The sequence below is a fragment of the Pseudoalteromonas sp. SMS1 genome (assembly GCF_021530565.1).
Taxonomy (GTDB): Bacteria; Pseudomonadota; Gammaproteobacteria; order Enterobacterales; family Alteromonadaceae; genus Pseudoalteromonas.
The window spans coordinates 1-12200 of record NZ_JAKGBI010000038.1 but is presented as its reverse complement, the minus strand read 5'-3'; the positions used below and the strand labels follow the sequence as shown (position 1 = coordinate 12200).

11 protein-coding genes are annotated in these 12200 nt (G+C 42.3%); 2 read left to right on the top strand and 9 right to left on the bottom strand.

Going from position 1 to position 12200, the window contains the following annotated elements; genetic code table 11:
* Window positions 1-553 precede the first annotated feature (553 nt).
* The 8 genes from L1286_RS23690 to L1286_RS23655 form a co-directional block, all read right to left on the bottom strand.
* A complete protein-coding gene (locus tag L1286_RS23690) occupies window positions 554-2668 on the bottom strand; it encodes a winged helix-turn-helix domain-containing protein (protein WP_235409491.1) in 2115 nt (704 codons plus the stop codon).
* Between the two features lie 609 nt (window positions 2669-3277).
* Window positions 3278-4012 carry a zinc-dependent metalloprotease family protein gene (locus tag L1286_RS23685; RefSeq protein ID WP_235409490.1) on the bottom strand — a complete coding sequence of 245 codons (735 nt, stop codon included), beginning with the start codon at window positions 4010-4012 and terminating at the stop codon, window positions 3278-3280.
* Window position 4013: 1 nt separating this feature from the next.
* Window positions 4014-4739 (bottom strand): hypothetical protein, encoded by a 726-nt coding sequence (locus tag L1286_RS23680; RefSeq protein WP_235409489.1) that lies wholly within the window; start codon window positions 4737-4739, stop codon window positions 4014-4016.
* Between the two features lie 278 nt (window positions 4740-5017).
* On the bottom strand, window positions 5018-5866 hold the full coding sequence (locus tag L1286_RS23675; RefSeq protein WP_235409488.1) for an alpha/beta hydrolase: 849 nt from the start codon (window positions 5864-5866) through the stop codon (window positions 5018-5020).
* Window positions 5867-5883: 17 nt separating this feature from the next.
* On the bottom strand, window positions 5884-7197 hold the full coding sequence (locus tag L1286_RS23670; protein ID WP_235409487.1) for a M23 family metallopeptidase: 1314 nt from the start codon (window positions 7195-7197) through the stop codon (window positions 5884-5886).
* 2 nt (window positions 7198-7199) lie between these two features.
* Complete coding sequence (locus L1286_RS23665) at window positions 7200-8546, bottom strand: M23/M56 family metallopeptidase (RefSeq protein ID WP_235409486.1); 1347 nt, start codon at window positions 8544-8546, stop codon at window positions 7200-7202.
* A 6-nt stretch (window positions 8547-8552) separates the two neighbouring features.
* The gene (locus L1286_RS23660) at window positions 8553-8927 is read right to left on the bottom strand and encodes a BlaI/MecI/CopY family transcriptional regulator (protein ID WP_235409485.1); all 375 of its coding nucleotides are present in this window, start codon (window positions 8925-8927) and stop codon (window positions 8553-8555) included.
* 123 nt (window positions 8928-9050) lie between these two features.
* Window positions 9051-9842, bottom strand: coding sequence for a LytTR family DNA-binding domain-containing protein (locus L1286_RS23655; protein ID WP_235409484.1), 792 nt, complete (start codon window positions 9840-9842; stop codon window positions 9051-9053).
* A gap of 197 nt (window positions 9843-10039) precedes the next feature.
* On the opposite strand from L1286_RS23655, the gene L1286_RS23650 reads away from it, so the two are divergent.
* Window positions 10040-10450: a DUF2141 domain-containing protein gene (locus L1286_RS23650; protein WP_235409483.1), complete on the top strand. Its 411-nt coding sequence runs from the start codon at window positions 10040-10042 to the stop codon at window positions 10448-10450.
* A gap of 12 nt (window positions 10451-10462) precedes the next feature.
* Window positions 10463-11983, top strand: a complete 1521-nt coding sequence (locus L1286_RS23645; protein WP_235409482.1) for a carotenoid oxygenase family protein — start codon at window positions 10463-10465, stop codon at window positions 11981-11983.
* Here L1286_RS23645 and L1286_RS23640 read toward each other — a convergent pair.
* On the bottom strand, window positions 11977-12200 hold a 224-nt coding region (locus L1286_RS23640; protein ID WP_235409481.1), incomplete at its 5' end, for a hypothetical protein. The genes L1286_RS23645 and L1286_RS23640 overlap by 7 nt on opposite strands.

Here is a 12200-nt window from a genome sequence, read left to right as displayed (position 1 = left end):
GGCTGATTCTGCTTCCTGGCTGATTCTGCTTCCTGGCTGATTCTGCTTATTACTAACTCTCTCTTACACACGTTTTCAAGCGCAAAATAAACTTGCCCAATGCCCTGACCTCGTTGCGCTGTCTAAACTATAAAAATAATGCAAAATCTCCAACAACCAATGTATTGCTTTTGTATAACCAATTAAATAAGCATTAATATCAACACCTTAAAATCCATAAATAACAAAGATAATTTACGAAGTGTGTATTACGTTTAAGGAATGAGTTGCAAAATACGCGTTTATATAGGGGGAAAATAGGACTTGAAGCAGCTAGAGATGCAACTAGCTGCCGATAGAGATATGTTACCTTGACTCTCTCTCATCTTCTCGAGGGTCTTTACAAGTTCCAACTATGGGACAAGACTCCGGATCCGGTGGTGGAAGTCCACTGGTATTAATGAAAGCCAACGTACTAAGTGAAGCAAAAATAAGTGCTTTTGTAGAGTTCATAGTTTTGTTCTTTGTTGTTTAAATGAAAATTGAATAACAGATCGATATCTACCATCCATTGCTAATGAAAATTTATTTGCTGCAGTGCGGCATCATTTATCTGCACTGACAAGTACACGACTCGCCCACCGCTCCTATCAACAGAAATTCTCGGGTGTAAACTAAATAGAAAATCTTCCATTACATGATAATACTGGCTGTTCAAGTCAAAGTAATGTAAGTAGCTTTTTATATGATCATAGGTAGACCAAACGACCTTATCATTCCTGACATGCCATCGTGTAATCGGTTCAAGACCAATACGGTGATTCAGCGGCTGCGGCAGCGCAGTTTGTGACTCTAGATAAGCTAATTGACCCGCCTCTGTCGCAACGACATACCCTGTTGATGCGGTTCGAATAGTTCTAAAATCATTTAAAAATACATCGCTCTGTCCTGTCGCAATATCATATTTCTGTATTTCCCATCTGCCACCCACTTGAACACCATACAATATGTATTCACCACTTGGATTGAATACACCGTCACTGCATGAATTGGAGCTCGACGTTAAATAATGTACCCGCTGCTCCTCAACAGAAAATACGGCAAGGCGATAATCCTCTTTAAACACTATCCATTTATGGTCTTTAGATACATCCAGCAGCTCTATCTTGCCATCACTTTGATATACAATATTGATATGTTTGGTCTTAATATTAAAGCTACCAATAGAGTTGCGTTTATCTTTTAAAACCCGCACCCACTTTAGTTCGTCGTCGGATGAATCAAACATCATAGATACAATTTCTGGCTGTGTATCTATCACCTTACTCACCCCATTGGAAAACGAGCGCTCAATGTATAAACGCTCTGCACGCTCTTGGGACTTTTTAATCACCACCAGCCCACCTTGGTGGTCACTTTCCATTGAGGTTATTAATGCTGAAACATTGTCATACACGATGTGAAATTGCTTCGTTTTCAGGTCATAAAGGCGAATCGAGTCTTCATTGAGCAATAAGATTTCGCTATCATTGCGCCAGACGACTTTATCGATTGGTGTGTCGCCATCGATTAAAATGGTTTCTTGCTGACTGATCAGATCGTGCAGTATCAACTGCGCCCGTCCTGCACTGATATTTGCAGTCACAATACGACGGCGATCTGGCGATGTGCTCATGCTAACTATGTATTCGTCCGATTGACTGACTGTGACGAGACGCGTTTCCTGATCACCTTCTAAATCAATGGCATAAAGCATTAGCTGAGATTGATTGGCATTTGCCAACTGCACAATTACTTCGGAGCTCGCACGCCCAGGCTGAATATCTGCGATCAGATAGCGCCCTTCTAGGAGCGTCACCATGGCGCTTTCAGGTTCAGCCACGGTCAAGGGCAGTAATTTTAAAGATGAGTTACCCGTTAGTGTGTTGCTAAATACTAACGCTTTATCGTTTTGAGCAAAACGAACAAACATCGCACTTGGCTCATTGGTAGTTAGCTGGCGTATGGTTTTTTCATACTTGTCATACAAATATACCTGACTCAGCTCATTTTCAAATGAACGCCCAGTAAAAGCGATATAGCGCCCATCTTTAGACACTGCCAACGACGTTTTTTCGCCTTTAAACTCGGTCAATGTGTTTACATCCGAGGCTTCGATTTGCGATACACTGAATGGCCAAGTTTGACTCGAATAGGTTGCCCACCCACCTAGTAAAGCGACCAAAGAACAAAACACCAAGAGCAAAAGCGTATTTTGGCTAAACCTGACGCTAGCTGGGCGCGTGATTTCGGGCGCAATAGGTGTGTCAATTTTGGGGGAAGTACGCAGTATCTCCTCTGCGTGACAGGATTCATCTGTCGAGATTGGTTCTTCTGAAATTGGCTGTGAATCACAAACGAGTTTGTAACCTCGTTTTGGCACCGACTTTATATAACTTGGTGAGGTAATGTCTTCATCTTTTAATATCACGCGCAGTTTTTTGACAGCACCACGCACCGCGGTGTCCGTCACAATACGGTCTGACCACACTTGCTCGTGTAACTCTTCAATAGTCACGTAGCGACCACGACAGTGATAGAGATATAACAATAACTCCATTACTTTTGGCTCTACGGCGATCTCTTCGTCATTAAGGTAAAGCAAGCGTTGTTCAAGATCTAGAACAAAGTCCCCTAACGAAGCTCGCATAATATCCTTTTGCAAATAATGATTCCCGGCTAACTGTACCAGTCACTTAATTGATTAACAGATATGAAGAAACTTAAGTGAATAATACGAAATATGTAAATATTCATAAAACAACCACCCAACAAGTGTACCAAGGAATTCCTTAATACATCAACTACCGCTCGTCCAAGGGTGAACAAGAAATCTCTTTATAAATATACAGTTATGAACTTTTAAAAAAAAATTACAATTTTAGGGGCAATCAATTTGTACTTATGAAACATCTACTTAAAGAAACTTTTAATGAAAGTAACGCACTAAATTGTTTCATAATATTCGAAAATCGTGTTGACACTTTTTCACAATACGCGACTACGCTGAGCAAAAATTCATCTTTTTTTGACCTATGAGAGCACCTGTTCATCAACATACTGAAACCAATTCAGACATTCAACTGCATAGATCAAGATCTGAACCATTATCCCAAGAGATTTATGGGCGCATATTATATCGCAATCGCGACGTAAAACTGAGAATAAATTGCAAGGAATTACCAGAGAGTGATACAAAAAGAGCGCTCCGTGCGGAACGCTCTAAATTGCTTTACATGTTGTAAGTTAAATTCGCATGTTATTTCATATTTGCAATGTCATCTTTGGTCGCATTCACTGTTTTCCATGCATACGACTCACCTTCGACACCATAAGGGTGGCCGTGTGCCGTCCAGTTTGGGTTCGAGAAATAATCATATTGCGTTGCGCTGCCAAAGACATGTGGGTATGCCATAATGCTGGTGAATACATTGTACACACCATGCCCCATACCATCTGTGTATACCCCACCAGACGTGTCACCTTGTCTGCGCGCATGCGTTAAGCCTTGGTTGTGGCCTAGCTCATGGACAAACGTTGTCGCACCACAGTCTACAGCCGTGATTGAATACATCTTATCCACTTGCGATGGATACAGATTTCCATTACTGCCTTGACCAACCCACGCAATACCACAGCTAATTAAATTGCTGCCAGCTGATGAACCCACACCCAAAAGCGCGACCATATCTGCACGGTGAGTATTTCGATACTGTGCAATTGAAGCACTGTTAGTGAGTGAATTTAACCAGTTTTCATCAGCGGTTACTTGTGCACTTCCGATTGAATCCGACGCAACCAAGTTGAGTCTTAAATTAACGTTATTTTGACTATAGACCTGATTTGAAAACGACACCAATTGATTAATTTTTGTTTGAATATTGGATGTCTTTGCAGCCGCTTCGTCACTGTACAAAATCGCAATGTCAATGGTATTAGCGTGCGTGAGACCTGAGGCAACAGTTAGCGTTGCCGCCAAGATTGCTTTTTTCATGTTAATTTTCCTTTCTTGTTGTCTGTGTTTTTATTGGTGGAGAAAAGAGATCTTTTTCCCCCTCAGCAGGACCACGCTCTACAGGCGTGTGTTCTACATGATTCTTATATAGGTCACGCTTTGCTGCTATCCAGCCGTGCTTGCCATGGGACTCAAATACATAGTTGCCAGACGAAACCGTAAATTGCCCATAAATCGCATTGCTACCCACTGTCATTACCGAGTTATGAAAACGATTATCAGAGCCAGTTACTTGTGCAAAGACACTTTTGTCTCCATTAGGAAATACATCCACTTGTGTCACTTCTGCGCGATGCATTTCCGTTGTTTGTGGGATGGTCAAATCAAACGTATCCCCGACTTCTAATTGCTGCATAGCATCTAAGTCAAACTCGACATAAGCTTCTTCACTAATGTCTCTTACTAATACACCAGCAGCTTCCAACACTTCTCGCGCATCATCTGAAATGGATGCAATTTCCCCAATATCGAGTGGTAATCGCTCCATTTCAGGCACAATGACTTTCATTGCATTTGGAGCAACGTTTTTATCTTGCTCAGGTAAACTTATTGCTTTTTCCGGCATGGCGTTGTTTACATAAACGGCAACATTTGGTGCAGTTTTCTGGACACTATCATTCGACTCAAACACCTGATTAGGTTGATAAAGAAACCAATAAGACACAGAAATAGCTGTTAAAATCAGAAAAAAGGCAAGTTTGTTCATTTTTTATTGTTCTTCTAATGGATACAGAACGAATATAAAATGATCAAACAAATGTGTCAATTAAATTACACAAAAATTTAACGAAGCAAATATTGTTATAACATAACGAATAATCAGTACTAATTATGCTCAACGCTGATTCACTTTATCAGTGCAACACTCACCATGTGTTGCACTATGAACAATTAGCAAACGACATTTCGAATAATATAAATAGGTATTTCAACACGTTGAATATTGAGGCAGTACCAAAACCACCTCTCATTATTGAGCGCACATTATTTGCTGTAAAGGCCAATTAGCCCATCAGTGAGAAGCACGGCAAAAACACTGAAGTGAGAGGTGTTCGGAATGATTTTACTGGTAAGTTTAAAGTTGGTGTATTGTCGACTTTTGAGGATCGCGACAAATTTATTCAAATCTTTTTGAATTACCCCTTCCTTACCACCTGCATAAACATAGACCTCAGCCGGCAATGATTGATTTTTGTCGGCATATGCAGATTCAATATCGAAGATAACTTCATTGTCATACCAATAGGATGGGCTACCTAATATATAAGACTCAAAGAGTGTCGGTGTTGTAAGCAAAATATAGGTTCCCAACAGACCACCATATGAGTGCCCAACAAATGTTTTGCGGGCTGGATTTATGCGATACCGGTCAAGCACCAGCGGCAAAACCTGCTCCGAGATAAATTGCACATAATTATTCGCCTTCCCCGATACCTGTTGTGCCGCTATCGAATGCCCACCCGTCTCTTTTGGTGCGTAAGTGGGTGTATAGTCGCGCGTCCGGCTGAACAGCTTATTCATGCCTTTGGCATATGAGATTCCGACTAAAATCACTTCTTCTATATCTCGCCCTTCAATTAGATGCAAAATACCGCTGGCTGTCGCTATCGAGTAACTCGTATCGTTGATAAGGACGAGTGGATAGTGTTTTTTGCTCTGGCTATACCCTTTGGGCAAACGGACATACAACTCGTAACTTTGTTGATTAACACGAGATGTAATCGGGATCGTATCCGTGTTGTCAATTTCAAACTTGTTCGCAGCATAAACACCACTGCTCATAAAACAATGAATGACGCCCAATAACGCTAAATTTCTTACAAACCTCATCATCACATACGCTCCTTTTCTTATTCAATTAATGTCATTTTCTGGGATGAGCCGAAGTGCGTACTGCGTGCAGCTGACACTCGTGTATTTATTTGAGCAATAGACACTGATAATTGAGTAAGCTGCTGCGTATTTAGCTTACGGTGTCCAGTAAAGTCAGGATCGAGGTTTAAGGGGTTAATCGCTCGGCCATGCTTATGAACTTCATAATGCAGATGCCGCGCCTGTGACATCCCTGTATTACCGAGAAACCCGATGACTTGACCTTGTTTAACCAAAGTTCCCGCTTTAAGATTTTGTGCAAACCCTTGTAAATGTGCATACAAGGTGCGATAGCCATTTTGATGTTGAAGGAGTATGCGGTTACCAAAGCTTCCTCCCCAATTGGCTTTTAGTACCTTGCCATCTCCCGCAGCAAATACAGGGGTCCCCAGTGGCGCTCCGAAATCTAGCCCCTTATGAATGCGTGTAAACCCTAAAATTGGATGCTTTCTTTGGCCAAATGTCGAAGACAGACGTGCACCATGTATAGGCGTTTTTAACAAAAAACTTTGCACAGGTTTGCCATCCGCAAAATAGTAAGCTCCTTTATTATTGATGTCGCTATGGAAGTATAAAGCGTACGGTTTACCGGCTACAGTGAGGTTGATGTACAGTAATGGACCTGCTTGCAAACTAGGGCTCAGTACATTAGGTTTGCTGAGTTTGGCTGCGTGGTAAAATACTTCTAACTCATCATTTTTGTGCAGCGCCCTTTGAAAATCGACACAATGTGATAAAACCAAAATCAGTTTATTGATAATCTTGACAGGGATATCTGCTGCGAGCGCACTATTAAATAGACTATCGCCGATCTTCACCTTAGCATACCGCCCTATTTGTTGTGTTTGCATGCTAGACTCACTCACGAGCCACTGCTCCCCCAAACGCTGGGCGACCAACATTTTGGCAAACCTGAGTCCAATTTCCACAACCATCACTTGACGATTTTCATCGAGAGTTAGCTTTAACTTTGTTCCTGCCGCAATAGTGTTGAGGTCCAACCAATGCCGAGTCGCTGCAACCAGATTCAGTACATTGCGGGGCATCACCTTGTAAGGCTTCAGTGCACTGATCAATGATTCTCCCGCCTTAATCGTCACCGTCTCCGAAACTACGGCCGCTACTGGCGTTTGTGATAAACTCGCACTTGAACTTAATCGCGAAAATGAATTCGCTGCTGCACTATTTGATGATGACTTGTCCGTCAATTTGGCTGGTTCAGTGCCCTTTATCGGCGCGCAACCTACCCCTACCACAATCAACGCAGCATAAAAAATTAGATATCGTTCCATCGTTATTTCAGATCTAAAACTGCTAGCGGATTAAGCCGTTGTGCTTTATGTATTAGCTCCAGATGCAAATGAGGGCCTGTTACTCTGCCCGTTTCACCCAGTGTACCCAGAGGTGCTCCCCCTTGCACTGCTTGCCCCTTTTCAACATCAATACTATCCAAATGCGCGTATAAGCTCTGATAGCCATTGTTATGTTGAAGCAATACGACTTTGCCAAACCGATCTGGCAAGGTCGTATCGTCAGCCACTAATACATATCCATCAGCAATAGCTGCTATCGGACTACCTTTCGGAGCCACGAGATCAATGCCACCATGAGGTTTCATATTTCTAAACTGTGAAATGTGCCCATAATGTGAGCTAATTTTGAAATCACGCATTGGATTGTGCCAAGCCCTATCATCAGGACGCACAAACGGCGCTGCTTTTATATTGAGTGTTACAAGTACAATACATATACAAAGTAAGCTCAAAATTAAAAGAATGGGTTGATTGGGCTCTGGTGCCACAATATTTTTAAGCCTTGACTTATAGTCTTCGAGCGTCAGTGCGTCAGATGAAAAATGGGCTGCGCCTGCCACATCTGTTACCGCAACGGAACGCTTTAAAATGGCGAGTAACGTTGCTGCATAACGCTGCTTATTAAGAAGGTAGGTCGTCACAGTAGCCTGATCGCACCGGCACTCCATCGCACCGATAAAAGCCTGCTCCATTTTTCGCACAAATGGGTTGAACCAAAATAGGCTGCTTAAAACTCGCCACATTACGATAGCAATATGATCTTTATAACGAATATGGGTCAACTCATGATAGATCAACGACTTCTGCTGATTTAGATCCAATTGTTTAAAATAATCTGGGATGACTACTCTAGGCTTGAATAAACCAAACACAAATGGGGAGGTGTTAACTGGCAGCTCAATACAAGGCGTGTTGCTCCATGGCAGAGATATTGACTGCAACATCGACAGATGTTTCGCCAGTTTGTACCAATTGACGCCTAATCTCACCAACCTATAAATACCAACCCCCAACACGATTGCCAATATCAAAATTGGCAGGTCTTGCGTATCAATGTTCATTGAGTTGGCATATGCGTGACTGAACTTTATTTGCGAGTGCTCGACATACCCCTCTACTTCGAGCAGCACTTTTGGCACACTGCCCTCTAAACTATCCATCCCTAATGGCACTATGGGCAACGTAGTCAACGCTAGCACACACCACCAAAGTCTCGGAAATGCAGGGAATTTTATAGACATACGCTTTGCTGTATAAAATAAAACGCCGCTCACAAAGACCCAAAGTAGGACCACAGAAATAAGGCCAATGAACGTGGACCATACCATGGTGGATTACTCCTGTTCCTTATCATTCAGTTTATCGAGTAACAATTCCAGTTCCTCAAGCTCATCAGCTTCAATCAATCGACTCTCTGCGAACATGGCAACAGGCAGCGGTCCATCTAACTCGAGTACCGATTTTGCAAAATCTTGAGCATAAGCCGCCAGCGTTGGCACCTTGTCAACTTCTGCCATAAAAGTCTTTTTATTTCCAAGTTCACCGGTTTTCAAAAGTCCCTTCTCACTCATACGTTCCAACGTTTTTCGTGTTGATGAATAACTCCATGCAAATTCAGCTTCGATAGCATCATGGATTTCTCTCGCTGTTCTTGGCTCTTTTCTCCATAACAGCTTTAGTATCTCTAGTTCTGTACTATTCGGTTTCATACCACCCCCTTCTGTGACATATGTCGCACTTTAACACGCAAGAAACTGCGACACAAGTCGCACTTAAATAAACAAGTGCTATTTTGACCAAACATATGCCGTAAAAATAAACTCGATATATTGTCAGTGTAGATCTAATGCATGCTTCGTTGAGGTGAGGTAAGTTTGAGAAACAGGTACTTCATCGCCATTTTCCAGTACTAAGATTAATTTTCTCCCTGTTTTTTTGGTTGCACTGACTGCGTCTTTAGCAACCCACCATGAACGATGAGTTTGAAAACCAGGGAAAGTATCTAGTAGCTGAAGTGCATCTTTAAAGCGCATCAGTAATAGGTGCTCACCATTATCAGTAATTACCCTTAGATAATGGTCGTCCATCTGTAAACAGAGAAGTTTACCGCGCTTATCGATGGGCAGCTTACCCATAAACTCGATGGCAGGGCGTGCTTGCATTGATGCTGCTTGGGACCTCCCATCAATAATTTTCTGCTGCTGCTCAGTAATAATTTGGTGCTGAGCTTTAACATAGTCCTTAATGATACTAATAAGTGTGATAAAACCGCCAATGAAGAGGCTAGCAACTGTAGAGGAGGCTACCGAGGACCAATAGCTCTGCTGTAACGAAAAAAAGAAATCGACAATAAAAGGAGCAATTAGCCCCAGTAACACACTCGCTACAGCGGTCGATACCCCCACTGATATCCATTTTCGCCAGCGCTCACTTATTACCGACGCCAAGGCTTTATCACCCACTCTGATGGCAGGAGCATACAATACATAACCACTAAAGCACATGACCAACCAAAAGCTAAGCGCATAAAAGTAGCCCACATTATGCATGCCAAATGGTTTTAAAAAGGCTAAAAAGCTAGCAAAGGCAAATACCACGATGCAATCTGAGACGATTTTCCGCATTGGCAATATCATAATTACCCTTTGAATTTATTAATTATTTTTTTAAATTTCACGAATCGTAAAACAGACAAGTGCATTTCACGAAGTTTTTACTCCCTTCGCGAAAGATGAATTGTCCTCCCCCCTTTCGCATTTTATCTTTTTTACCACAGAGCGCAATTGAGCGCGGACCTTATGTAACAAACTTGGAGTAAAAAATGAAAACACTCATAGCTACATTAGCATGTATAAGCGCCCCCTTATTCGCGGCAGAACTTAAGCTTACTATTAATGACGTAAATGCAACACCAGGAAAAATATACATTGAGATGTTTAAAGGGAAGCAACCTTATCTGGCAGGCGACTCATATACAGCCACCATAGTTCGAGCGAAAAAAGGTACGGTCTCCACCCTATTTAATAATTTAGAGCCAGGAACTTACGCCATTCGTTTGTTTCATGATGAAAATAACAATGCACAACTAGATACCAATTTATTTGGTATACCCACAGAAGGCGTGAGCTTTTCTAATAATGCCACCATGCAATTTGGTCCTCCCTCCTATGAACAGATGACTATCACGATTTCACAAGGCACCAATGCTGAATCAATGGCCATAAGTTATTAGGGAGCACCGATTATGGAACGTCGTCAATTCATCAAAGGTATGGTGGCAGCGCCGGTTGTACATGCGATTGCGCCTAATACAGTCCTAGCAGCCAATAATAGGGCCAATGAATCGTTAATGCTCAATCTACAGCGCTTTAACGCCGCATTGGAACAACACCCTGAACTGGTTGGCTTTAAAGGTACTGAAACCGACCTGCCCTCTCAAGAGTTAACTCTTGAGGGGAAGTTACCGACAGATCTAACAGGTCAGTTTTATCGCAACGGTCCAGGTCGACACCACAGACAAAAAGAGCGCTACCTTCATTTATTTGAGGGGGATGGCATGGTACATCAGTTTAATATTGGCAATCACAGGGTCCACCATCAAGCCAAGTTTGTACGAACCAATAAATTCAGACAAGAAGAGCAAGCGGGAAAGTACCTCTACTCAGGACCAGATAGTAAACTAACGAATAGCCTGCCTATACCTTCACCAGATTCAATCAATACTGCCAATACCAATGTATTACCTATCAATGGTGAACTTTGGGCGCTATGGGAAGCAGGCTCTGCAACTGCCATTGATCCCAAAACCCTCAATACCAAAGGGCAAATTAATATCGGTGAAGATACGCCACATGAGCAAAGTTTAAAAGGATTGCCTTTTTCCGCTCACCCAAGAGTGGAGGCCGACGGCACCATTTGGAATTTTGGATACGCACAATCAGGACATGTGGTGTTATATCAGATAAGTCGTTTTGGTAAATTGCTGAATGTTGGCATGATAAACACCGGATTCAATGGCGGCATGCTGCATGATTTTTTAATCACAGAACGTCATATCATACTGCTTATGCCCTCTTTGAAGCGTAATAGAACAGTTGAAGGTCACTTCTCATCGATTCAGTTTAATGCTCAGCAAGCGATGGAAGTGTTTATTATTGATAAGCAACGCTTCAACATAGTGAAACGATACGAATTGGAACCAGGGTTTGTTTTTCACTTTGGTAATGCATGGGAAGATAATCAGGGCAATATTCATTTTGATGCCAGCCTCTATCCCAATGGTGAAGTGTTGCAGCATATGACAAAGATAATGCAGGGTTCGGATAACGTCCCCCTTTCTCCTGCAAACACAGTGCTATTTACACTGTACAAAAATGGCAAAGTGAGAAAACAAATAGTTGATGGTATTAGTGAATTCCCTCGGATCTATAGTCATTTAACGGGAAAGCAAAACAATCAGTTATTCACACTCTCCTCAGTGCAAAGTGACGTTTGGAGTGACAGTGTAAGGCGCATCGATCTCAACTCAGAGAAACAAGATATCTATACCTACGGGAAAGATTTCTTAGTTGAAGAGCATGTATTAGTAAATCAGAATAACAAAGAGTCCGGGGGCTACCTTATTGGAACAGCTCTTCATATACCAAGTAAGCGAACATGTTTAAACATACTGCGTGCCGATGATGTCTCAGCTGGGCCTATCTGCCGTGCATGGCTGCCCTACACGATCCCGTTAGGCTTTCATGGTAACTTCTTAACTCAGTAGTACAAGAGAAAGGATACAAAAAGTGCGCTGTTTTCGCGCAAGGAGAAATAAGCTCGTTTAGCTGTTACCGAGGGAATTAGACGAAAAAAAGCCCGACTCTTTCGAATCGGGTTTTCTATTATTTGGCGCTTGGCAATGGTCCGGCCGACGGCCAGAGGCCTCGCGTTCAGTCGGTAGAAAGTGAAACTATTCACTTTCTTATCCCCGCCTTCACCCT

What these genes read in the sequence shown, in the direction of transcription:
- L1286_RS23690 (WP_235409491.1), bottom strand. Translation starts at nt 2,668, where the DNA reads ATGCGAGCTTCGTTAGGGGACTTTGTTCTAGATCTTGAACAACGCTTG.
- L1286_RS23685 (WP_235409490.1), bottom strand. Translation starts at nt 4,012, where the DNA reads ATGAAAAAAGCAATCTTGGCGGCAACGCTAACTGTTGCCTCAGGTCTC.
- L1286_RS23680 (WP_235409489.1), bottom strand. Translation starts at nt 4,739, where the DNA reads ATGAACAAACTTGCCTTTTTTCTGATTTTAACAGCTATTTCTGTGTCT.
- L1286_RS23675 (WP_235409488.1), bottom strand. Translation starts at nt 5,866, where the DNA reads ATGATGAGGTTTGTAAGAAATTTAGCGTTATTGGGCGTCATTCATTGT.
- L1286_RS23670 (WP_235409487.1), bottom strand. Translation starts at nt 7,197, where the DNA reads ATGGAACGATATCTAATTTTTTATGCTGCGTTGATTGTGGTAGGGGTA.
- L1286_RS23665 (WP_235409486.1), bottom strand. Translation starts at nt 8,546, where the DNA reads ATGGTATGGTCCACGTTCATTGGCCTTATTTCTGTGGTCCTACTTTGG.
- L1286_RS23660 (WP_235409485.1), bottom strand. Translation starts at nt 8,927, where the DNA reads ATGAAACCGAATAGTACAGAACTAGAGATACTAAAGCTGTTATGGAGA.
- L1286_RS23655 (WP_235409484.1), bottom strand. Translation starts at nt 9,842, where the DNA reads ATGCGGAAAATCGTCTCAGATTGCATCGTGGTATTTGCCTTTGCTAGC.
- L1286_RS23650 (WP_235409483.1), top strand. Translation starts at nt 10,040, where the DNA reads ATGAAAACACTCATAGCTACATTAGCATGTATAAGCGCCCCCTTATTC.
- L1286_RS23645 (WP_235409482.1), top strand. Translation starts at nt 10,463, where the DNA reads ATGGAACGTCGTCAATTCATCAAAGGTATGGTGGCAGCGCCGGTTGTA.